Source organism: Oscillospiraceae bacterium (genome assembly GCA_034925865.1).
In the GTDB taxonomy this organism is placed as follows: Bacteria; Bacillota; Clostridia; order Oscillospirales; family SIG627; genus SIG704.
Map to the genome: position 1 here is coordinate 233,306 of JAYFRN010000006.1, position 22,838 is coordinate 256,143.

Below are 22,838 nucleotides of genomic sequence, written 5' to 3' on the forward strand. Positions count from 1 at the left end.
ATATCCCTAAATGGTTTTGTCATTAGTGATTTTCTTGCCAGTCTTCTTTTCAAAGCAGCCGCATATTTTTATTTTATGTATTCTGTGATATTTTCGCGTCTTGGCGCGCGTTCTCCAAGGTTCTCACAGCCGTATCCGACCGCAACGGCGAAACGTGGCGAATATCCATCGGGTATTTTCAAAAGCTTTGTTATCGAAGCGCCTGCTTCGCTTTCGAAAGCCGTTTTGAATGAGGCGATATAACAGGTCGAAAGCCCAATTGATTCGGCGGCGATCAGCATGTTTTCACACGCGTTCGCACAGTCTGCCTCAGAATAACTGTTATCCTTCATACCGGATACTATTATGGCGCACGGCGCGCCGCGGAAGCTGTCGAAATTCGGTTCCGAAGCTCTTTTTCTCATATTTTCATCAGATGAATCGAGCATGACCATTCGGTTTGCCTCCGAAATAGCGTCCAGAATACGGCGCGATTCAACGACGGAGAAAAACCATGGCTGAATGCCCTTTGCGGTTGCGGCAAATTTTCCGCATTCAACTATTTTAGCGAGAAGCTCGTGTCCCACCGGATCTGAGGTATATTTCCTTACGCTGCGGCGCGAGAGAATGGCGCGGATGATATCGTTGTCGGCTGTATCGGCCGATATGGAAGCCGATTCAAGCACGGTTTCGATAAAGAACCGCGGACGCGATTTCACCTCAGAATAAATCTTTCCGACATATTCTCCGACCAGACCCGTAGAAAGCATTAGAATCCCGCAAGCAAGCCATACGGAAGCGGCCGTCCATCCCGAAATTTTTATTCCGCAAAGCATCAGTATAAACAGGACTATGATTGCGGCAAACGAAACGCATGCGATTGCCGCTCCGGTCACGGTCACGGCTCTGAGCGGCTTGACGGAAAACGAGGTTATGCCGTCCCACGCGAAAGAAAGCATCTTTTTAAGCGGATATTTGCTCTCGCCGGCTGCGCGTTCCCCGCGCTCGTACTCGACTGTGTCGGTCATGTATCCCAGCTGGGGAACTATCCCGCGCAGGAATAAATTGACCTCCTTGTACTGTATAAGCGCTTGTATTGCGGTACGGCTCATGAGCCGGTAGTCGGCATGGTTGTAGACGATATCAACTCCGAGAGAGCTCATCAGCTTGTAAAAGCCTTCTGCGGTTCCGCGCTTGAAGGCGGTATCCTTTTTTCTTGACGACCTGACTCCATAAACGATTTCACATCCGGACAGATATTTTTTGACCATTTCCTCGGCTGCGGCTACATCATCCTGCAGGTCGGCGTCCATCGATATGGCCATATCGCATTTTTCGGCGGCATAAAACAAGCCCGCCAGAAGCGCGTTCTGATGACCTCTATTTCTCGAAAGCTTTAGTCCGACATAGGTTTTGTCCGTACGGAACAGCTCGGATATCAACGGCCATGTGCCGTCCTTTGATCCGTCGTCCACGAAAACGATCCGGCTTTCGGAAGAAACAAGGCCTTTGGATACCATTGCGCTGACCGCATCCTTGAGAACTCCGGCGGTCTGAAGGATGACCTCCTCCTCATTGTAACATGGAACTACAATATAAAGCTTGTTGCCTCTCATTTATTTCAATCCTTTCTTTTTAGGATTATATATTTATTTGTATTTCTCTTATTATGCCGATATGCTCGGTTTTCTTTATGTGAGTTCGGGAAGCGATTCCGGTTGGATGGAACAGCTTCCCGAGTGAAAATGCTATTTGTTTTAAAGGAACCTCTGCAACTATACTATAAACTGCTTTAAATGACTATGTCGATAAAGCGATGATCAAAGCTTTTCAGCCAGATCGGTGCGCTCCCAGCTTACTCCGAGATCTTCGCGTCCCATATGACCGTAAGCGGTGAGAGGAGTATATATCGGGCGACGCAGCTCAAGCGAATCGATTATGTCCGCGGGCGCGAGGCTGACCTTTTCGAGAAGCTGTTTCGCGATAAGGTCGTCGTCGACCATACCTGTGCCGAAGGTTTCGGCAAGGACAGAAACGGGCTGTTCCACACCGATGGCGTAAGCGATCTGAATTTCACATTTCTTGGCAAGTCCCGCCTTGACCACGTTCTTCGCGAGATAGCGCGCCGCATATGCGGCGCTGCGATCGACCTTTGTCGGATCCTTACCGGAGAAACAGCCGCCGCCGTGACGCGAATAGCCGCCGTATGTATCGACAATGATCTTGCGTCCCGTCAGCCCTGTGTCTCCCTGAGGTCCACCTATCGTAAAGCGTCCTGTCGGGTTGACATAATATATTGTGTCATTATCAAGCAATTCGGCGGGGATGACGGTTTTTATCACGTTTTCTATTATATCCTCGCGTATCTGCTCCTGTGAAACGTTTTCGCCATGCTGTGCGGAGACGATTACGGTATCGACGCGTTTCGGAATATTATTCTCATATTCAACGGTGACCTGAGTTTTACCATCGGGTCTTAAATATGGTAAAAGACCATTTTTACGGACATCGGCGAGCTTCTTGGCAAGTTTATGTGCGAGTGAAATAGGCAGAGGCATCAATTCAGGCGTTTCATCACAGGCAAAACCGAACATCATACCCTGATCCCCGGCGCCGGCGCGGTCAACTCCGAGCGCGATATCGGGCGATTGTTCATGGAGAGAGCTGATAACCGCACAGGTATCACAGTCAAAGCCGTATTTCGCGCGGTCATATCCGACCTCGCGGATCGCCTCGCGGACAATTGTCTGGAGGTCGAAATGCGCCTTGGTCGTAATTTCCCCCATTACCATGACAAGTCCGGTCGTAGCAACAGATTCGCATGCCACACGCGCGCGGATATCCTGTCTTAATATGGTGTCCAGCACGGTGTCCGATATTCGGTCGCATATTTTGTCGGGATGTCCTTCCGTTACGGATTCGGATGTGAAAAATTTCTTCATTGTTTGGTATGCCTTTCTTTGCGGAATATTTTGATTCGACTTCATTGTGACATTATTTGAATACGGTTCTGAAAAAATCCGGCAGCATGTAAGCAAGAGCACCCATTATCAGTCCGCTCGTGCAAACGCCAAGTAAAATCGCAACAAGCGCCTTCCTTATCGGAAGCTTCAGAATGTTTGCGACCAGAGCTCCTGTCCATGCGCCCGTGCCGGGAAGCGGAATCGCAACAAACAGATAAAGACCCAAAAGCTCATATTTTCCGATCTTTTCCGCCTTTTTGCCGGCACGAAAAAGTATTTTCTTTAAAAAAGGGCCAATATATTTTATTTCCGAAAACAATTTCAATATAAAGCGAAAAAACAGCAGAATAAACGGAACCGGTATCATATTTCCCAATACCGAAACGGCAAGCGCCGGCAAGTAGTCAACATCGGCGGCGCTCGCATAGATCAGGGAACCTCTCAGCTCGACGACCGGCAGCATCGATATGAAAAATATATAAATAAATTCTTTTATGGACATTTAAGCGTACTTTTTATCTGACAACGAAATTACAGAGCTTATCTTGGACATATATTTCCTTTACGACCGTTTTATTTTCAAAATACGGCGCAAATTTATCGTTTGATTTTATTTTTTCTATAACGGCTTCCTTCGTCTCTCCCGCGCTTATCACAAGCGTACCGCGGAGCTTGCCCATGAATTGAACTGCGATTTCCACCGTGTCGTCTACTGTCTTTGCTTCATCAAATTTCGGCCAAGGAGCGAGCGAACAGAACCCTTCTCCTCCGATACGCGAATATACCTCTTCGCAAATGTGAGGAGCAAACGGGCAAAGGATCCGCGCAAATACGTTCAGTTCATCCTTTGTCAGCTTACCGACGGAGTATATTTCGTTCATCAGCGTCATCATTGAAGCGATCGCCGTATTGAACTTCATGCCGTTGATATCTTCCGTGACCTTTTTGATCGTTTTATGGAAAAGCCCTTCAATTGCGGGCGTTGCGCCTTCGCCGGAAACCATATAAAGCAGTCCTTCAAAACGGTCAAGGAAGCGCTTACAGCCCTTTATGCTCGCCTGAGACCACGGCGCGCTCTTTTCAAAGTCGCCGATGAACATCTCGTAAAGTCTCAGTGAATCGGCGCCGTAATCACGGACGATGTCGTCGGGATTTATGACGTTTCCGCGAGATTTGGACATTTTCTCGCCGTTTTCGCCGAGTATCATACCGTGTGCGGTACGCTTCATATACGGTTCCTTGCAAGAAAGTATTCCCTGGTCATACAGGAATTTTGCCCAGAAGCGAGAATAGAGCAGATGCAGAGTGACATGCTCCATGCCGCCATTATACCAATCTACGGGCATCCAGTAATTAAGAGCTTCCTTTGACGCAAGTACTTTATCGTTGTGCGGATCGCAATAGCGGAGGAAATACCATGACGAGCCTGCCCAGTTGGGCATTGTATCTGTTTCACGCTTCGCGGGGGCTCCGCAGTTAGGGCAGGTGGTGTTTATCCAATCGGTTGCCTTTGACAAGGGTGATTCGCCGTTGTCGGTCGGCTCATAATGGTCTATATCCGGCAGCTTTAAAGGCAACTCGGATTCTGGGATCGGAACCCAACCGCATTTTTCGCAGTATACGAGCGGAACCGGCTCGCCCCAGTATCTCTGTCTTGAAAATACCCAGTCGCGCAGCTTAAAATTCGTTTTTGCCTGACCGACGCCCTTTTCTGTGATCCATTCGGTGATCTTTTTCTTGGCGTCGGCAACCTCCAGTCCGTTGAGGAATCCGGAGTTGATCATACGACCGGTTTCCACATCCGTGAACGCTTCTTTGGAAATATCTCCGCCGGCGACGACCTCTATTATCGGAAGGTCGAATTTTTTCGCGAAGTCATAGTCGCGCGTATCGTGCGCCGGGACGGCCATTATTGCGCCCGTTCCGTAGGAGGCGAGGACATAATCCGATACGAATATCGGAATTTCCTTTCCGTTGACCGGGTTTATCGCCGAAATACCGCGAAGCATCACGCCTGTTTTATCCTTTACAAGCTCCGTGCGTTCGAAATCGCTTTTCTTTGCGGCTTCGTCTCTGTATGCGGCAACCTCTTCATAATTTGTGAGAGCTATGCGCTTTTCTTCTATGAGTTTATGCTCTGGAGCTATTACCATGTATGTCGCGCCGAAAAGCGTGTCCGGACGCGTTGTATAAACGCGGAGCTTTTCGCCGCAGGTCGTGTCAAAATCCACTTCCGCGCCGTAAGAGCGTCCAATCCAGTTTATTTCCTGTGTTTTGACCCGTTCTATAAAGTCAAGCCCTTCAAGATCGTCAATGAGCCTGTCGGCGTATGCGGTGATCTTCAGCATCCACTGGCTCTTTACCTTGCGTATGACCTCGCTGCCGCACCGTTCGCAGACTCCGTTTACGACTTCCTCGTTTGCAAGGACGACTTTGCACGATGTGCAGAAATTGACTGCCATTTCCTTTTTATACGCAAGCCCGGCTTTGAAAAGCTGTAAAAATATCCACTGTGTCCATTTATAATAGCCCGGATCCGTGGTGTTTATCTCTCTCGACCAGTCGAACGAAAGTCCGAGCATTTTGAGCTGGGTCTTAAAGGTGGCGATGTTTTTCTCCGTCACGAGCTTCGGGTGTATCTTATTCTTTATTGCATAATTTTCGGTGGGAAGTCCGAAAGCGTCCCAGCCCATCGGGAACAGGACGTTTTTGCCTTCCATGCGTTTTTTGCGCGCAACTATATCCAGCGCGGTGTACGGACGCGGATGTCCGATATGAAGACCCTGACCCGAAGGATAAGGAAACTCCACAAGCGCATAGTATTTTTCCTTTGTATAGTCGTTCTTCGCTTCAAAGGTATGAGCAGCGTCCCATTTGTCCTGCCACTTTTTTTCGATCAAGCTGTAATCGTATGACATGATTCTTCACCGTCCAGATTTATATTAATGTTGGTAATCCGGGGCTCCTGAAGAACCCGGGGCTCCCGCCCCGGTCCCCGGCTTAAGCCCTTTTTCAAAAGGGCTTATTAACTCGGCATTTAAATTGCTACCGCTTAAAGAGAGAAAAGGCTTTGACATATGGGCTTTTCTCTCTTATAAAACGAGGCTTATTTAAATGCCGTTTTAATTAGAATTCCTAAAACTCAGAATTGGGAAAGAAAATATATGTTTATTATATTTATACTCAGCATAATCAAGAGAAACGGAAATCTCAAATCTTATTTTCCTGTCGGAAAGTCTTCCGGAATTCTTAAGGGCCCTTTTTCAAAAGGGTTCTTAAGCGGAGTACGGGGCGGAGCTCCGCGTCCGTCGCATTTTTTATTCTGATTTTTACTCTTCATTCCAGGCAACTTCATGCGCGTCCGCCCAAAGCTTTTCAAGCTTATAGAAATCACGCGCACCGCGCATGAAAATATGGACAATCACATCGCCGAAATCCAGGATAGTCCATGCGTCTGTGCCATATCCCTCAATTCCGTAAGGCTTAAAGCCTTCGAGATTCATCTGATATTCGGTCTCGTCGGCGAGCGCTTTCATCTGCGTCGTGCTGTCTGCTCCGGCTATCGCGAAATATTCGGTAATTATCGTTTGATCGTACACATGAAGCAGTTTGATATCCTCGGCTTTTTTACTGTCGAGTATCTTTGCAATTTTTTTTGCTTTATCAAGTGAGGTCATTTAAAATCCTTTCATCAGCTGTTATTTATAATAGTAAGTCATGATAATGATTCAGTCCGAGTCGCCGGTCTTTTTAACCATAGGCGGTATTATCGGAGCTTTCAAGAAGCTCTCGATACTGATTCCGTCTGTATCATTGCGGCCATAATCGTCGCGGTATACTTCGTCCAAAGACATATTTTTTGCCGCTATGTTTCGCGTGGTACAGTTGAAAGCTTTGTTTACTATGGCAAGATTCTCCTTGGAATAAAGCGAATAATGCCATGCTCCGCTTTGCGCTTTATAAGCTGTTCCGCAGGCGATATAGAGACGGATTTTATCTAAGTCCAGTTTTACCGCATTCTTGGCAAAATACGCGCAGTCGCTTAAGTTGAGATCTGTCGTCATATATTTATAGGCTTCCTGCAAAAGCTGAGGGAGCTTTAACGCTGTTTGTACACTGAGCATCTTTTTTACAAACGAGCTTAAGAAAATTCTCTGCGCGTCCACGCGCCCCAAATCGCCTTCGACATAGTCCCAACGGTATCTCACGAACTGCTCGGCTTTGTCGCCGTTTAACAGCGTCAAGCCTGGCTTTAAATGAATATGAAGATCCTGGACATCATCATCATAATTCATTCCTGGGGGGACATCAATCTCGACGCCGCCTATTACATCAATGATTGAACGGAAGCCGCTCAAATCCACATATACATATCTGTCTATTCTGATTCCGAACGTATCCTCAACTACAGTTTCAAGAGATGACATACCCTTTTGGACAAGCTTTACTTCGTCGTGTTCGCCGGAGTTGCAGAGATTGTTGTATGCGGCGGCGAAAACCTCGTTGATTCTGCGCCCCTTGGAGGTGGCGGATGTATCGATTATATAGGTATCGCGCGGGATCTGGAGGATATTGACCTCCTGGTCGGGGACATTGTATGAAATGACCATGATAACATCGGTATGAGATCCGGCTATATCGCGCCCCGCGACGAGTATGTTATAAAATTCTTTTTTATTCTTTATCGGATCGGAGTCTCCGGTTACCACAGGAACACCGGTTCCGTTTGTCTCGTGAAGGTCGGAGGTGGACGGAGTATGCGGGAATTCTTTTGAATGCGGATTATCCGTCTGTATGCCGGGAAGCGCCGTGGACATGAAAATCACAAACCACACCGTAAGCGCCGCGATTATTATTACGGACGCGACCAGCATGATCATAAGCATATTATTTTTGTTTCTAGCCTTTATTTTATCGGGCTTTTTTGATTTGTTCATTTTTGTGTGTTGCCTCATCACATCGGTTATTATTTGTTGCCTGACTCTTCGATTAAAAAGTTGCGCGCGGCAACGGTGTCCGGATGGATAAATTTGTTTTTAGATATGAGATCGCGGAGGTTGAGCGTAAACATGTCAAGCAGTATTGAATCTGTTATCTTTCTCCGCTGATCAACCGAACGTTCAAGATCGAGCTTGGTATGGAGGCGTTCACGCATTGTGCGGCATACCTGCGTGCGTCGGGATTTCTCGGTAAAATCCGCAATATAAAGAATTTTCTGCGGAAAATTCATATCCCATTTTCCGGAGGTATGAGTGTATATGGCGCCGCACATTTCTTCGGGGATGCCAAATTCGTTCTTTGCGACGGCGGCGCCTGTGCGCGCGTGTATCACCCCGGGCGAACGCAGATCATCGTCGGAGAGCATTATATCATATTTTTTACACAAAAGCAATTGTTCGTCTATTGTAAGCTCCTTGGTGCAGTCATGCACGAAGGCGGCCAGACAAAGCGTTTGCCTGTCTTCGTTTATTCCCAGTTTATCGAATAAATATGCAGCTTCTTCGGCGACGAAAAGGCTGTGACGCAGACGTTTCGGAGACAGAGTATCCTGAAGACCCTTTACAATGTATTCCGTTTCCGCGCCGATAAAAAAGCCGCACGCATCCTCAAGCGTTCTTTTTGCTGTAAGCATTTATAATTTGTATCCTTTACTGAATATATAGTCCTTTTTTTATAATGTAGTCGTATACCGGCTTTGTCAGATATTCCGGCATTTGTCTGCGGCTCCCGGCAAGGCTCGCTCTGAGCTTAGTAGATGAAACCACGAGCGGAGAGACGGGCAGTACGGTTATTGAAGCTGAATATTTTATCCTGTATTCTACGAGCTTTTCTTCAAACAACGGATCGGCTTTTTCGCGGCTGGCGGTTATAATTCCGCACATAGCGAATATTTTCTCGTACCTGTACCATGTCTCAAAAGACTCAAACATATCCGATCCGATATAAAGTCCAAGCCGTGAATCCGGATATATACCGCGTAATTTAAGTATGGTATTGAATGTATAGCTTGTTTTGTTCAGATTCGGTTCACTCAGCTCGCTCAGCTCAATATCCGATATGTCCGCGGTCGGAGACAGGTGCGCAAAGGCGAGCCTCGTCATCTCCAGCCTGTCTTGAGCTCCGGCTCCTCCCGAAAGCTTTTTATGCGGAGGCACTCCGGCCGGAATGATGACGAGTCGCGTTGGGGCAAGCTCGCTGATTATCGCTTCTGCTATACGGATATGTCCGATATGAGGCGGGTCAAAGCTTCCGCCAAAAATAACGGTATATTCGCCTTGTCCGGTATTTTCATTAATTTGCATTCCGAAGCCTTGAGCTTTCATAATTTGTATCCGCGTTCCGTGACGGAGCAAAGCCTCCGGTACTCATCCGCGAACGCACGCAAAGCGCGTCCGCGATGGCTTACTGAATTTTTTTCTTCCGGCGTGGCTTCGGCAAGCGTTTTGCCGAGCTCGTCCGATAAAAACACGGGATCATATCCGAAGCCGTCTTTTCCGCGTCGTTCATCTATTATCCTTCCGGAGCATTCTCCATTCACGCAGAAATCGTTTTCCTCCGTTTTGAAGCCGGATCCAGACGCTATTGCTGTTGCTATTGTAAATGCAAATGCAAATGCAAATGCTATTGCTGTTGAGCATACGAATTTTGCGCTTCTGTCGGCTTTTCCCGCTATCCGCTCGGAAAGCAGCGAGAGATTGTCCTCATTTGCTCCGGCGGAGGTGGACAAACCGTTTCTGGCGGCATACCGCGCGGAATAAATGCCCGGCTCTCCGTCAAGCGCGCGGCACACAAGTCCCGAATCGTCCGCGAAAGCGGTCATACCCGTCTTATCACGGACTGCGCGCGCTTTTATAAAGGCGTTTTCGGAAAAACTGTTTCCGTTTTCTTCTATTTCTCCATCGAATCCGGCCTCGCGCATCGAGATTATTTTAATACCGGGAAGAATCGGCGTCAGTATGGCTCTGACCTCTTCGAGCTTGTGCGCGTTCCCGGACGCAAATACGAGTATGTCTTTTGATTTATCCATTATCATTTTCAAACAGAGCATTAACAAAATCGCGCGCGTTAAACGGCTTAAGATCGTCCGCTTTTTCTCCCACGCCAACGAATTTGACAGGTATTCCGAGCTCATTTTTAAGCGAAAATACTATTCCGCCTTTTGCCGTGCCGTCCAGCTTGGTCAGCACAAGCCCCGTTATGCCCGCGGCATTTTTAAATTCCTTTGCCTGATTGACGGCATTCTGTCCTGTGGTCGCATCAAGTACCAAGAGCACCTCCCTGGCGCAATCGGGCAGCTCGCGCGTTATCACGCGGTTGATTTTGGCAAGCTCGTCCATGAGGTTTTTCTTGTTGTGAAGCCTTCCGGCAGTGTCGACGATCAAAACGTCGCGTCCGGTCTTTTTTATTGAGCTTATTGCGTCGAAAACGACGGCCGCAGGGTCCGCGCCTTCGTTTTGCTTGATCATATCCGCTCCGACGCGATCGGCCCATATTTCGAGCTGGTCAATCGCGGCGGCGCGGAACGTGTCCGCTGCGGCCAGAGTGACCTTTTTACCCTCGTCGGAAAGGCATTTTGCGATTTTTGCTATTGAAGTGGTTTTTCCGACGCCGTTTACGCCTATAACAAGTATGACCGAAGGCTTTGTGGACAGATCAAGCCCGGAACTTGTGCCGCCATCAAAGGAAATCATTTCGCATAACACGTCTTTCAGGGCGCTCTTTGCTCCCTCTCCGTCCATTATGCGGTCTTCCTTTATTTTCTGCTTGAGTTTATCTATAATTTCTGCCGAGGAAACTGCGCCTACGTCAGCGAGGATAAGAAGCTCCTCAAGCTCATCGTAAAAATCATCGTCGAGCTTTCCGGAAAACGCCCGAAAAAGGCTGTCCGTACCCTGTAAAAACAACTTTTTCGTTTTTGCGAGTCCGTTTTTTAATTTTTCAAAAAATCCCATCTGTGTTTTCTGCTTCCGTTCTTTTCGTTATTAAGTGATAATTATTAAAAACGGCAATTAAATAAATCTTGTTTTATAAGAGAGAAAAGTCCATATACAAAAGCCTTTTCTCTCTTTTGGCGGTAATTATTTAATTGCCGGGTTAATAAATAATATTGTTTTGCAAGCGCGATTATTTAACTCCCTGATTAATAATATAATTTTGACTTGTATATTATAGCTCTGCCAAATAATGCCTTTGGAAAGGTTTTGACCGGTCTTGCGGCAGAATCCCACTTTAAAATTTGAATAGCTTTTAAAAGCGCAAGGCTTTTGCGTTATAATACTAAAACCCTGCACTTAAAACATATTTTTATAATTTGCTCATTGACTTTCTTTTCTCCGACCGGTAATAAATATGTTTTTACCGGCTGAAAACACGAAATATCAAAGGCTTTTAATATGATAATATATATTTTACCGCAATGATTGTTCGGCAAAAAATATTATAAATTTCCGTAGGTCTGCCGTCTATCACATAATGTAAATATTATGTGAATAATGCCTTTGATATGAAACGAATTTACGATTTTTCGTTTTTTTCCGCTTCCGTTACAAATCCCGGCAAAGACGCAGTGTCAAGGCAGATAAAGTCGCTTACTCCTTTTTCCTGCATTGTTATGCCATATAGGATATCGGCCGCCTCCATCGTTCCGCGTCTGTGCGTTATTATAATGAACTGCGTTACATCGGAGTGGCGTTTTATGTATTCCGCAAAGCGAAAAACATTCACCTCGTCAAGCGCGCTTTCGATTTCGTCGAACACGCAGAACGGAGAGGGATTGATTTTCAGAAGCGCGAGATACAGCGCGATGGCGACGAACGCCTGCTCTCCGCCTGAAAGCAGCGAAAGGCTTTTTACAAGCTTTCCCGGAGGCTGAACGCGGATATCTATACCGCAGTTGAGAATGTCTTCTTCATTTGTTACAATTATGTCCGCGCTTCCGCCCTCGAAAAGCTCCGTAAATATTTCTCTGAAAGCTTCTTTGATATCGGAAAGAGTTTCGAGAAATTTCTCGCGCATCGTCTTTTCTATTGATGATATAAGCTTTTCAAGCTCAGCGCGTGATTTTTCGATATCATCGAGCTGGACGCATAAAAATTCGTGGCGGCTCTTTTGCTCTTTAAGCTCCTCAAGCGCGTCGGTATTTATGCTGCCTATACGCTTAAGCTCGTTTCTGAGCTTCGTCAGCTTTTCTTCGCTTTCTGCAGGTACATCGGCGTCTTTTTCTTCGCCTTCCGCAAACGAATCCGTTTCGGCATCGGTCATACCGTATTCCTCGAACATATACGCGTTTTTTTCGTCATATTCTTGCTTCGCGGCGGCAAGCCTTTGCTCCAGTACGCGGCAAATGTCCGTCTTCTCTTCTTTTTGAGAAAACAGCGAACGCTGACGCTGACGCGCGGCGGTGGTTTTCGATTCGTTATCGGCGAGCGCGGTCCGGAGCGCATCGAGCTTAAGCTTCAATGAGTCTATCCCTGCGCGCGAAGAGCTGCGTTCTATCATAAGCTCTTCGATCAGGCATGAAGCCTCTGATCTTTTTTGTTTGATAATTTCGTTCTCCGCGCTGCGGGCTGTAATTTCGGTTTTACGCTCGGCAATCTTTTCGCGGCATGCCGCGCATTTTGCGTTTTCTGTTTCGCATAATGCCCTCATAGCCGCACAGCTTTCGGTGTATTCGAGATATCTCTTTGTCTGAACGGCTTTTTCGGAATCAAGCTGATGTTTAGATGCTTTCAGCTCTTCGAGAGCAAGCGACGCTTCGCGTATTTTATCTTCGTATGCGCCGCGGCTGTCAAAGGCGGACTTCGAGGCGTTTTCTTCGTCATTTCTTATGCGGTTTAACGTTTCGGCTTCTGTCTTGAGCGCGGCGGCGCGTTCGTCAATATCGGCAATGCGCGAATGCTCGACCGAAACAGAGGCTTTGAGCGTTAAAAGCTCATTTTTTGTCCGCTCAGAGGATTCCGCGCATTTTCTTGCGGCGACCTCGGCGGCGGATTTTGCGGCGCCCAGCGTCTTTATTCTCGCGTCAGTTTCCGCAAGCTCGCGCTTTAAATCCGCTATTTCCTCTTCAAACCGAGCAATATCGGCGTTTCTTGATAGAATTCCTGTTTTATTGAGCTGCTGTCCGCCGGTAAACGAGCCTCCGGCGTTGATTATCTGCCCGTCAAGGCTCACAATCCTGACGGAATAGCTGAGTGACTTGGCGATCCTTGCACAGTCCTCTATTGTTCCCGCGACGAGTGTTCGTCCCAAAAGGAATTCCGCGACAGGCCTGAACTTGTCCTCGCATATTATGAGCGATGAAGCAAGCCCAACATATCCCCCGTCACGTATCGCAGTGTCGCTGAACGTACGCGGACGTATTGTCGTAAGCGGAAGGAAGGTGGCGCGACCCGATCTTGTGCGTTTGAGATATTCTATGGCGGCCTTCGCGCTTTCCTCATCGGCTACGGCGATATTCTGAATACCGGCACCCAAAGCTGTTTCTATCGCGCAGATATACTTATCGTCGGTTTCGAAAAGCTTTGAAACAGGACCGAATATGCCGGTGAGCGTACCGTCCTCGTGAGCGAGCATGATCTCCTTGACACTGCCCGAAAATCCCTCGAACAGACGCTCCATCCGTAAAAGGCTTTCGCGCTGCTGAGTCACCTCGGACAGCTTTATTCTCTTTTGCTGACGGCTCTGATACGCGGCTTCTATATCCGCTGCTGCTTTTTCTCCCGCCGCCGCGGCACCTGCCGCTTCCGCCGCATCAGTGATCGCTCTGGCGGCCGCTTTTTCAAGGCTTTCGTTCAGTTGAATGAGATACTCGGCTTTTTGGGCGCGGGATGATGCGAGCTGTTCTGATTGAGCATCTATTTCCTTTAATCGCGCATCTCTTGATTTTGAGACGCCTTCGTTTTCTCTCTGTGAAAGCCTCAGTTCCGTCTGCTCGTCCTCAAGCAACCTGAGTGCGGCGGCGCAGCGTTCGGTTTCCGCGTCCGCGTCGGAAAGCCTTTGTTCTGCATCTGCCGAAGCTTTTGAAGCTGAAAGCAGCAGATCCTCCTGTATTGAGAGCTTGCTCTCCGCTTCAGCAGCTCTTTTCATAACGGCGTCAAGCTCCGCGCTTAGCTGACCCAGCTGCTCTTCCGAAAGCTTTAACTCGGCGGAGAGCCTTTGTATATTGGTATCGTAATGTCTCTGATCGTTTTCAAGCACGGAAATGCGTGCGGAAATGCCGCCTTCACGTTCGGTTTCGCCCGAAAGCTCCTCGCGCGCGGCTTCAGCGTCGATATTCTGCTTCTGCGCTTCGACAAACAGTCTGTCAAGCTCCGCCTCCGTCTCCGCAAGCCGGTCTGTCGCCTGTGAAAGCAGCGCCGATTGAGACTTGTATTCCGCGTCAACAGAGGATATTGTTTTGTTTAATTCGCCGCGGCGTTTCAGCCACACGGAGATGTCGAGCTTTTTGAATTCGTCGCGCAGCTCGATGTATTTCTGCGCCTTTCGGCTTTGGTTTTCGAGATACGGAAGCCTTGATGCTATTTCGCTTACCAAATCCTTGATCCTTGCCGAATTTTCGATGACCTTGTCAAGCTTGTTTCTTGCCTCGGTCTTGCGGTAACGGAATTTGGATATTCCCGCCGCTTCTTCAAACAGCTCGCGTCTGTCCTCGCTTTTGAGCGAGATAACCTCGGCGATCCTGCCTTGGCTTATGACCGAATAGCCCTCGCGGCCTATTCCCGTATTTAAAAAAAGCTCAACCACGTCCTTGAGGCGGGCTTTTTCTTTATTTATATAATATTCGCTTTCTCCGGTACGGTACAGTCTTCTCGAAACAGAGACCTCGTCGTAATCTATTTTCATCAATCCGTCGGAGTTGTCAATTGTCATTACGACTTCGGCATAGGAGGCGCTGCGGCGCTTTGAGGTGCCGTTGAATATGATGTCCTCCATCTTTCCGCCGCGCAGACTCTTTGGAGACATTTCACCGAGTACCCAGCGTATAGCGTCGGAAATGTTGCTCTTTCCGTTTCCATTGGCTCCGATAATCGCGTTGACTCCCGGGCGGAAGGATATCACCGTTTTGTCCGCGAAAGATTTGAACCCGTATAGTTCAAGTGTTCTTAAATACAAATTTATTTACGTCCTTATAAGAAATATATATAGCCGGAGAGAAGCACCGGTTTAATTATGATAAGCCGGGTAACGCCGGAGATGCCGTCACGAACCCTTGGTAAAAGACTTTTCCGTGGACGATATCCCCATACTTTTTACATAAGGAGATATTCTGTACAAGTATATTGTGATTTGCCTTAAAATTATAAAAATTTATAAATTTGAAGTTTTCGGTATTCTTAAGGGACCTTTTTCAAAAGGGTTCTTAAGCGGGGCAGGGCGGAGTCCAATATCAATCTACCTCTATTTCGGCTTCAAAGCGTGTTAGAGAGCAATTTTCATAAAATCCGATACGAGAAAGTCCGTATTTTACTGTCAGATATATTCTATTGGACTTGTTCTGTCCTACCGCCTGAGAAACATCGCCCTCAGGAACATATATTTTTATTTGAGAGCCGCGCGGCGGGAGAGAAGAAACAAGTTTCTTTTCAATTTCGTCGCGGTAAATAATTGAAAGGCACATCTCGCCGACAGCCGGATCGAACGATCCGAAGCAGTCCTCGTCAGAAAGCCCCTCGTTTGCGCATAAACCGACTCTGAGCACATTGACGCCATGGTCAAAAAAAACGCGGTAAGCCGACGCCGCGTCCTCGGCGCTTTCCTCTCTCGTCCGTGGAATGTATTTACCTTCGCGCGCAAGCTCATATAGCTTTGTGCCGCGCAGCACTACGGTGGGATATATCCTCGAACAATCCGCGCCGCAGCAACATATGGCACGCGCGGTTTCAAGCTCGTCCTCACGCGTGGATTCAGGAAGCCCCGTCATCATTTGCCCGCCAAGCTCAAAGCCGGCTTTTTTTACTCTCTTCATGGCGTCTATCGACTGCGCGGCGTTATGTCCTCTGCCGCAAGCGCTAAGCACACGATCCGATATGCTCTGTATGCCCAATTCGATTGAGCGGACGGGAAACGAACGCAGTATATTCAATATTTCGTCGTCCACGGCGTCGGGACGCGTCGAAAGACGTATGCTTTCCGCCGCGCCGCGTTTCACGGCTTCGGCGGCAGCGTTTAAAAAGGCGGTCATTCTGTCCGTACCTATCGCGGTAAAGCTGCCGCCGAAAAACGCGATCTGCGTGCCCGGCTCACATGGGGATTTAAGCTTGTTAAATTCTTCCTGTGCCTCGTGAGGAGTTATTCCCGACGAGTGCGTGATGCTTTTCTGATTGCAGAATACGCAGGCGTGCGGACAGCCCTCATGCGGTACAAAAACAGGTATATTTCTGTGCTTTTGCTTCATCGGCAGAACCTTTCTCAGCTTTCGCCAAAAAATTCGAGCGCGGCCCTTGCGGCCGCTTGTTCCGATTCGCGCTTAGAACGACCTTTTCCTTTGCCATACAGATTGCTGTTCAAATATACCTCTGTGGTGAAGGTTTTATCATGATCCGGGCCTTCCTCGCCAACTAGCCTGTATTCAAGCGTATCGCCCGGGCTCTCCTGCACTATCTGCTGCAAAAGGCTTTTGTAATCCTTAAGGCTCGCGCCGGAAACAAGGCGGTTTATCCTTTCGTACGCGAGATCTATCACGAATTTTTCGGCGGCTTGTTCTCCGCCGTCGAGCATGACAGCCGCGATGAGCGCCTCACAGGCATCGGCCGTTATTGATTTGCGGTTCCTTCCGTCGCTCCGCTCCTCGCCGTGTCCGAGTAAGAGATATTTCCCCAGCTCAAAGCCCGAGGCATATTCAAAAAGGGCATCTTCACAGACGCTCGCGGCGCGTAGGCGTGTAAGATCGCCCTCCGGGCAATCCTCAAGCAGCTTGAACAGATACTTTGTCACAGATATGGCAAGCATGGAATCCCCAAGGAATTCGTATCTCTCGTTGCATTCGAAATACGGCTTCACAAATTTCTGGGAATGCTGCGAGGTCAGGATGCGCGGCGGATTTTTTTCATTTGCGTATGAGGAGTGCGTCAGAGCGATGTATAGATGTGTTTTGTCGCGGAATTCGTATCCGACCGCTTTTTCAAGCTGCGTTGTCTCGCCTCTGAAGGAAAGCGGATAGTCTTCCGGCTGCGCCCGGCGCATATATTGTGAGTTCATTTTTTATTATAGCTTTCTAAAATAATTATCGTGCATTTCCGGCTTAATCGGCGATTGGAGCGACGGCCGTCTCGATTTTCATGGGGATTCCGCCGGCGGCAAAGGAGCATGCCTGCCGAAAGGCGTTTTTAATCGCCTTTTCACCGCTTGCGCCGTGCGCCTTTATAACAGGCATCGAAATACCGAGCATCGGCGCTCCGCCGTATTCCGTGGAATCGAGACGGCGCTTCATTGCGGATACTTCTTTTCTTATCAGGAAGCCTCCGATTTTGGACGTCAGGCTCGACATTATTGCCTTTTTAAGCTCCAAGGTCAAAAAACTTCCGAAGCCTTCGCAAAGCTTGAGGACAATATTTCCGGTAAAACCGTCGCAGACGAGAACATCGCATGTGCCGAACGGTATATCGCGGCCTTCGATATTGCCGACAAAATTGATCCCGCTTTCTTTTTCGAGAAGAGAATATGCCTCAAGATACGCCGGAGTGCCTTTTGTTCTCTCTGCCCCGTTGTTCAAAAGTCCCACACGCGGAGAGTCAAGCCCGAACATGCTTTTATAATAAACGGTTCCCATTACGGCATACTGCAGCAGATTTTTCGCGCTTGCTTCGGTGTTCGCGCCGGAATCCAAGAGGAGCAGCGGCTTTGTAAACGGCAGCACGGTGCCGATTGCAGCGCGTTTTACGCCCTTGCTCCTTTTCAGTATAAGTGAAGAACCGAGCAAAAGCGCGCCGGTGTTCCCCGCGCTTACGAACGCGTCGCCGACTCCGTCTTTCAATAAATTCAATCCGACAGACATAGAGGAATCGCTTTTTGATTTAACCACGGAAAACGCGTCGTCATCCATAGATATAACGCTTCCGGCCGCGCATATCTTCACGTTCGAGCAATCCATTTTTTCCTTGGCTATTATTCCGTTAATTATATTTTCGTCTCCTGTGAGAACGAGTTCCGCTCCGGATTCCTTTGCGCCGGTAACCGCGCCGGCTATTATTTCACGCGGTCCGTTGTCGCCGCTCATTGCATCAACGATTATTCTCATTTCTGTTCAGCTGCCTGTTCCTTTTCGGTATATTTACAGCCCTTTGAGCTGCACGAAAGCTTGTCGCCACCCTTTTTCTTCACAAGAATAGCGCCGCAGAGGGGACATTTTTTATCAGTCGGCATGTCCCATACGGAAAAATCGCACTGGGGATAATTATCGCAGCCATAAAAGACGCGCTTTCCGCTTCTTTTCTGCACGAGCTTCCCGCCGCATTTCGGGCACGCAATCCCGGTGTCTTTAGCAAGCTGCTTTGTATAACGGCATTTGGGATAGTTTTCACACGCATAGAATTCTCCGAATCTGCCCTTTCTGAGAAAAATCTGTCCTCCGCACAGAGGACATGTCATCCCCTCGACCGGCTTGGGCTGTTCCTTTTTAACCGGATCTCCGTTTTTATCGAGCGTTACCACATAGCGACACTTAGGGTAATTCGGACACGCGGCAAATTTACCGTATCTGCTCTGCTTGAGAATCATCTGTGCTCCGCAATTTTCGCAGAAAATATCGAGCGGCTTATTCTCCAGCACGATATCGTCTTTTGCGATTGACTTGTCCGCGTTTTCGAGCAACGCCGCAAAGCCCTTGTAAAAGTCGTCTATGATCTTTTTAAAGTTTTCTTTTCCGTCGGCTATATTGTCCAATTCGTCTTCCATCGTAGCGGTGAACTTATAGTCGACTATGGGTGCGAAATGCTCCACCATCAGCTCTGTTGTTATTTCTCCCAAAGAGGTGGGCACAAGCGTTTTTCCCTTGCGTTCAATGTATCCGCGCGTAATAATCGTCGTAAGCGTAGGCGTGTATGTGCTTGGACGTCCGATTCCTTTTTCCTCGAGAGCTTTTATCAGCGTCGCTTCAGAATATCTGAGCGGCGGCTGAGTGAAGTTCTGGCGCGGCGTGAGCTCGGAAAGTGAGAGAGTGTCGCCCTCATGCATTGCCGGAAGGCGCGTGTTTTTAACGTCCTCGGCTTCGGAGTCGTCGGGAGCGTCGTCCTTTGTTTCTTCATAGAGAGCAAGGAAGCCCTTGAATCTGACGGTTTCCCCGGAGGCCTTGAATATAAGCGCCTCTCCGGAACGGGTCGTTGCCGCGATATCGGCGGAAACCGCGTCGATTATGGCGGACGCCATCTGGCTCGCGACGAATCTGTCCCATATCAGCTTGTAAAGCTTATACTGATCCGGTGAAAGATTGGCCTTAAGGTCTTCCGGAATATAGTTGACATCCACGGGGCGGATCGCCTCGTGCGCGTCCTGAGCATGTCCTTTTGATTTATAAACTCGAGGAGTCTCCGGATAAAACATTTCGCCGAATTTATCGGTTATAAAAGCTTTCGCCGCGTCGCGGGCTTCGTCAGAAATACGCATTGAGTCGGTTCTCATATAAGTAATAAGGCCGTGCTCTCCTGATTTTCCGACGGAAATACCTTCATACAGCTCCTGAGCCGTTTTCATCGTTCGCTGGGAAGTGAATCCGAGCTTTTTATATGCCTCCTGCTGTAAAAGAGATGTCGTGAAGGGAGGCGCGGGATTTCTCTGCTTTACGTTATTTCTGATCGCGGACACTCTGTAAGCCGCGCTTTCCAGCTTTTTTATCACCTCGTCGGTCGCCGCGCCGTCGGTGAGATGAAGCCGCTCGGACGTGTTTCCATAAAAACGGGCTTTTACATTCTTTTTGCCCAGGGTCTCAAAAATGGCGTCAATCGTCCAGAATTCCTCGTTTTTAAACGCGCGGATTTCCTTTTCGCGTTCCACGACGAGTCTTGTCGCGACAGTCTGTACGCGCCCTGCGGAAAGCCCGTTTTTGACCTTGCTCCAAAGAAATGGGCTGAGCTTATAGCCGACGATTCTGTCGAGAATCCGCCTTGCCTGCTGCGAATTGACAAGGTCCATGTCAATCTCGCGCGGCTTGGTTATCGCGCTTCTGACTGCGGATTTAGTTATTTCGTTGAAGGTGACGCGTTTCGCTTTCTTCTCGTCAAGGCCAAGCACTTTCGCCAGATGCCAGGATATTGCCTCTCCCTCGCGGTCAGGGTCGGTCGCGAGATATACGATCCCGGCATTTTTTGCTTCTTTTTTAAGCGCGTTTATCAGCTCTCCCTTTCCGCGAATATTTATATATTTAGGTTCATATCCGTTTTCAATATTAATTCCGAGAGTACTCTTCGGCAGGTCGCGCACATGTCCTTTTGAAGCGACGACTTTGAAATTGCCTCCGAGATATCCTTTTATTGTGGTCGCTTTTGCCGGAGACTCGACTATCACGAGGCTCGCGGCCTTTGATTGATTATCTTTCACGCGTTTTTCGGTATGACCGATGCCTTTCTAAAAAAATTATATTGAAGCTATTCAGCCTTGAGACCGATCCTGTTTCCGGGATATCTGGTCACAAAGCCCTTGATTTCCAATGAAGTTGCGAGCGAAAGCACCTTTTTTACGGTGCGTATATCCGTGACAAGCGTGTCGATGGGCACAGGATCATAGCTCAGCGCGAGTACGAACGCTCGTTCTTCATCGTCGAGCGCAAGAAGCGACGGGCGCGGATCCGGCTTTTGTTTTTCAACCCGCTCCTGCGGTATGCTCTCTTCCGCGGCCGCTTCGCTTTCGTCCTCGGATGAGGCCGGTGCGGTGAATTTAGGCGGAATGATTGCGGAACGTCCCGCTGATCTGCGTCTCATTCCTCCGAAACCGGCGCCGTCTGCGCCGTCTGTTTTTATATTCTTAGGCGGATCAAGCTTGTCGGCATAATCCGTCCTGAGAGTTTCCAGTATGTCCTCGGCACAGGTAGCGGGCTTCGCACCGGCCTTAAGAATAATATTACATCCCGCGCCTGCGGTATCCAAAATGTCACGCGGAACGGCAAACAGCGGCTTGTGCTGTTTAAGAGCATATTCGGCGGTGATCAGCGCTCCGCTTTTCTGCGCCGCCTCCGTTATAAGCACGGCGGACGAAAGCGCGCTGATGACACGGTTACGTATCGGGAAATTCATTCCGCTCGGCGGAGTGCCGGGCGCGAACTCCGTCATCACAAGCCCTTTTTCGCACACTTCCGCGATAAGCTCACGGTTTTGCGGAGGATAAGGCGTGTCAATGCCGCAGCCAAGTATACCGATTGTCTTTTTACCCGCATACAGAGCCGCTTTATGAGCCAAAGCGTCAACTCCGAGAGCCAGCCCGCTTATGATGACTGCTCCTGCCCGTGCAGAATCGTATGCTATGCGCTTGGTTATGCGTATGCCTCGCTCTGTGACCTTTCTGGTGCCGACGATCGCCAGGCAGGGAGTGTTGTCTATGTCGATGAAATTGCCGAGATAATACATAAGAATAGGGCGATTCGGCAAAAGCCGAAGCCGTTCCGGATAAAACATATCCTTGAGAGAAACGATCCCGACTTTGTTTTTATCGCAGTATTCGAGAATACGGTCGGCGAATTTAAGGCTTTTGTTCAGATAAAGGCTCATACAGCCGGCCCAATCGACAGGCGCGGATTTCAACTCCGGCTCACCGGCTTGATAAACCGCCTCAGGCGAACCGAAGTATTTCAACAACGTATTGGGCGTAACGCGGGCTGCTCCCGATACTGTCGAAAGCCAGACCCAGTAGATCAGCTCGTTCATGTCAAAATGCCCTTTCGCATAAATCAAATTTTTAAGGGAAGAACGCGGTTTAAAAGCTTTTTTTGGTATTTATAAATCAAGCCGCTGTTCTATAATCAAATAAATGAAGTAACGGAATAATCCCATCACAATATTTCATTCCATCATAATATAAATTGAGTTTCTTGCCGGGCTTCTTTTCAAAGAAGCCGCGTTCCCGTTATTTTCTCATTTCGTACATAAACACCGCGGCGGCCGTGGCGGCGTTTAAAGATTCTATGCCTTTGATCGGAATTATAACCGATAAATCCGCGAGCGCCTTCGCCTCCGACGAAAGCCCGTTTCCTTCGTTTCCGATTATAACGCATGCGTTTTCCATATCAGGCTCATTATGTGAAAGCGTTACCGAGTTTTTATCCAGAACCGCCGCATAAACGGAGCAGCCCAGCGAACGGACAAAGCCAACGCCCTGCGCAATATCGTCCGCCTCGTATATCGGCAGCGAAAAAGCCGCGCCCATCGCGCCCCTTAATGTTTTCGAGGAAAACGGGTCGCATGTTCCGCATAATACCGCGCCGTCCAGTCCGAAGGCTACGGCGCTTCGCAGCATGGAGCCGAGATTGCCGGGATCCTGAATTTTTTCAAGTATTATAAAATTGCCTCCGCGAACGGTTTGGGGCATAAATACTTGCGGAAAAGGTCCGCTTCCGCATGAAAATCTGTTTTTGACGGAATCATATGAAAAAGCGCAAAATATTCCTTCAGGACTCTTTTCATCTGAAAGCTTTTCATATACCGAGTCGGGAACCGTAAAAACCGATTCCGCCGGAAGCCTGTCAAGCATATCCGTAAGCCTTGTGTCGTTTGCGGCTTTATCGGCAACTACAGCATATTTGGGAAAGAGACCGTTTGATAGAGCCTCGTAAAAAAGAGTCTTTCCCTCCGCGCAGAACAGCCTAAGCTCATCGCGTTCGCGGCGGCGATCCAATCCGGACAGCATTTTTATAAGCGGATTCTGTCTCGCGGTAATCCTTGAGTATTCATTTTTCATTGATTTTCTCCGTTTTTT

The 22,838-nt window shown here is 48.5% G+C and carries 17 protein-coding genes; all 17 read right to left on the bottom strand.

Annotated elements, in window-relative coordinates:
• Positions 1–68: 68 nt before the first annotated feature.
• Positions 69–1,595: a nitroreductase family protein gene (locus tag VB118_03450; GenBank protein MEA4831657.1), complete on the bottom strand. Its 1,527-nt coding sequence runs from the start codon at positions 1,593–1,595 to the stop codon at positions 69–71.
• Between the two features lie 204 nt (positions 1,596–1,799).
• Entirely contained in the window at positions 1,800–2,921 is a 1,122-nt protein-coding gene (gene metK / locus VB118_03455; GenBank protein ID MEA4831658.1) for a methionine adenosyltransferase, read from the bottom strand.
• 52 nt (positions 2,922–2,973) lie between these two features.
• A complete protein-coding gene (locus VB118_03460) occupies positions 2,974–3,444 on the bottom strand; it encodes a small multi-drug export protein (protein MEA4831659.1) in 471 nt (156 codons plus the stop codon).
• Positions 3,445–3,457: 13 nt separating this feature from the next.
• Positions 3,458–5,860, bottom strand: a complete 2,403-nt coding sequence (gene leuS / locus VB118_03465) for a leucine--tRNA ligase (GenBank protein MEA4831660.1) — start codon at positions 5,858–5,860, stop codon at positions 3,458–3,460.
• Between the two features lie 411 nt (positions 5,861–6,271).
• Positions 6,272–6,619, bottom strand: coding sequence for a ribosome silencing factor (gene rsfS / locus VB118_03470; GenBank protein MEA4831661.1), 348 nt, complete (start codon positions 6,617–6,619; stop codon positions 6,272–6,274).
• A gap of 51 nt (positions 6,620–6,670) precedes the next feature.
• Positions 6,671–7,879, bottom strand: a complete 1,209-nt coding sequence (locus VB118_03475; protein ID MEA4831662.1) for an LCP family protein — start codon at positions 7,877–7,879, stop codon at positions 6,671–6,673.
• Positions 7,880–7,908: 29 nt separating this feature from the next.
• Positions 7,909–8,574 (bottom strand): HD domain-containing protein, encoded by a 666-nt coding sequence (locus VB118_03480; GenBank protein MEA4831663.1) that lies wholly within the window; start codon positions 8,572–8,574, stop codon positions 7,909–7,911.
• Between the two features lie 16 nt (positions 8,575–8,590).
• Positions 8,591–9,265, bottom strand: a complete 675-nt coding sequence (gene nadD / locus VB118_03485) for a nicotinate (nicotinamide) nucleotide adenylyltransferase (GenBank protein ID MEA4831664.1) — start codon at positions 9,263–9,265, stop codon at positions 8,591–8,593.
• Positions 9,262–9,969, bottom strand: a complete 708-nt coding sequence (gene rdgB / locus VB118_03490; protein ID MEA4831665.1) for an RdgB/HAM1 family non-canonical purine NTP pyrophosphatase — start codon at positions 9,967–9,969, stop codon at positions 9,262–9,264. The genes nadD and rdgB overlap by 4 nt, the downstream gene beginning before the upstream one ends.
• Positions 9,962–10,894 carry a signal recognition particle-docking protein FtsY gene (gene ftsY, locus VB118_03495; GenBank protein ID MEA4831666.1) on the bottom strand — a complete coding sequence of 311 codons (933 nt, stop codon included), beginning with the start codon at positions 10,892–10,894 and terminating at the stop codon, positions 9,962–9,964. The genes rdgB and ftsY overlap by 8 nt, the downstream gene beginning before the upstream one ends.
• Positions 10,895–11,456: 562 nt before the next feature.
• Complete coding sequence (gene smc, locus VB118_03500; GenBank protein ID MEA4831667.1) at positions 11,457–15,053, bottom strand: chromosome segregation protein SMC; 3,597 nt, start codon at positions 15,051–15,053, stop codon at positions 11,457–11,459.
• A gap of 274 nt (positions 15,054–15,327) precedes the next feature.
• Complete coding sequence (locus tag VB118_03505; protein ID MEA4831668.1) at positions 15,328–16,335, bottom strand: radical SAM protein; 1,008 nt, start codon at positions 16,333–16,335, stop codon at positions 15,328–15,330.
• Between the two features lie 14 nt (positions 16,336–16,349).
• Positions 16,350–17,138: a ribonuclease III gene (gene rnc / locus VB118_03510; GenBank protein MEA4831669.1), complete on the bottom strand. Its 789-nt coding sequence runs from the start codon at positions 17,136–17,138 to the stop codon at positions 16,350–16,352.
• 43 nt (positions 17,139–17,181) lie between these two features.
• A complete protein-coding gene (gene plsX, locus VB118_03515) occupies positions 17,182–18,177 on the bottom strand; it encodes a phosphate acyltransferase PlsX (GenBank protein MEA4831670.1) in 996 nt (331 codons plus the stop codon).
• Positions 18,174–20,471: a type I DNA topoisomerase gene (gene topA / locus VB118_03520; protein ID MEA4831671.1), complete on the bottom strand. Its 2,298-nt coding sequence runs from the start codon at positions 20,469–20,471 to the stop codon at positions 18,174–18,176. Before topA ends, plsX begins: the two co-directional genes overlap by 4 nt.
• Before the next feature lie 47 nt (positions 20,472–20,518).
• Entirely contained in the window at positions 20,519–21,790 is a 1,272-nt protein-coding gene (gene dprA, locus VB118_03525) for a DNA-processing protein DprA (protein ID MEA4831672.1), read from the bottom strand.
• A 199-nt stretch (positions 21,791–21,989) separates the two neighbouring features.
• Entirely contained in the window at positions 21,990–22,820 is an 831-nt protein-coding gene (locus VB118_03530; protein MEA4831673.1) for an RNA methyltransferase, read from the bottom strand.
• Positions 22,821–22,838 lie beyond the last annotated feature (18 nt).

Coding starts and splice junctions, on each gene's coding strand:
- VB118_03450 (MEA4831657.1), bottom strand. CDS start 1,595: ATGAGAGGCAACAAGCTTTATATTGTAGTTCCATGTTACAATGAGGAG.
- metK (MEA4831658.1), bottom strand. CDS start 2,921: ATGAAGAAATTTTTCACATCCGAATCCGTAACGGAAGGACATCCCGAC.
- VB118_03460 (MEA4831659.1), bottom strand. CDS start 3,444: ATGTCCATAAAAGAATTTATTTATATATTTTTCATATCGATGCTGCCG.
- leuS (MEA4831660.1), bottom strand. CDS start 5,860: ATGTCATACGATTACAGCTTGATCGAAAAAAAGTGGCAGGACAAATGG.
- rsfS (MEA4831661.1), bottom strand. CDS start 6,619: ATGACCTCACTTGATAAAGCAAAAAAAATTGCAAAGATACTCGACAGT.
- VB118_03475 (MEA4831662.1), bottom strand. CDS start 7,879: ATGAACAAATCAAAAAAGCCCGATAAAATAAAGGCTAGAAACAAAAAT.
- VB118_03480 (MEA4831663.1), bottom strand. CDS start 8,574: ATGCTTACAGCAAAAAGAACGCTTGAGGATGCGTGCGGCTTTTTTATC.
- nadD (MEA4831664.1), bottom strand. CDS start 9,265: ATGAAAGCTCAAGGCTTCGGAATGCAAATTAATGAAAATACCGGACAA.
- rdgB (MEA4831665.1), bottom strand. CDS start 9,969: ATGGATAAATCAAAAGACATACTCGTATTTGCGTCCGGGAACGCGCAC.
- ftsY (MEA4831666.1), bottom strand. CDS start 10,894: ATGGGATTTTTTGAAAAATTAAAAAACGGACTCGCAAAAACGAAAAAG.
- VB118_03505 (MEA4831668.1), bottom strand. CDS start 16,335: ATGAAGCAAAAGCACAGAAATATACCTGTTTTTGTACCGCATGAGGGC.
- rnc (MEA4831669.1), bottom strand. CDS start 17,138: ATGAACTCACAATATATGCGCCGGGCGCAGCCGGAAGACTATCCGCTT.
- plsX (MEA4831670.1), bottom strand. CDS start 18,177: ATGAGAATAATCGTTGATGCAATGAGCGGCGACAACGGACCGCGTGAA.
- dprA (MEA4831672.1), bottom strand. CDS start 21,790: ATGAACGAGCTGATCTACTGGGTCTGGCTTTCGACAGTATCGGGAGCA.
- VB118_03530 (MEA4831673.1), bottom strand. CDS start 22,820: ATGAAAAATGAATACTCAAGGATTACCGCGAGACAGAATCCGCTTATA.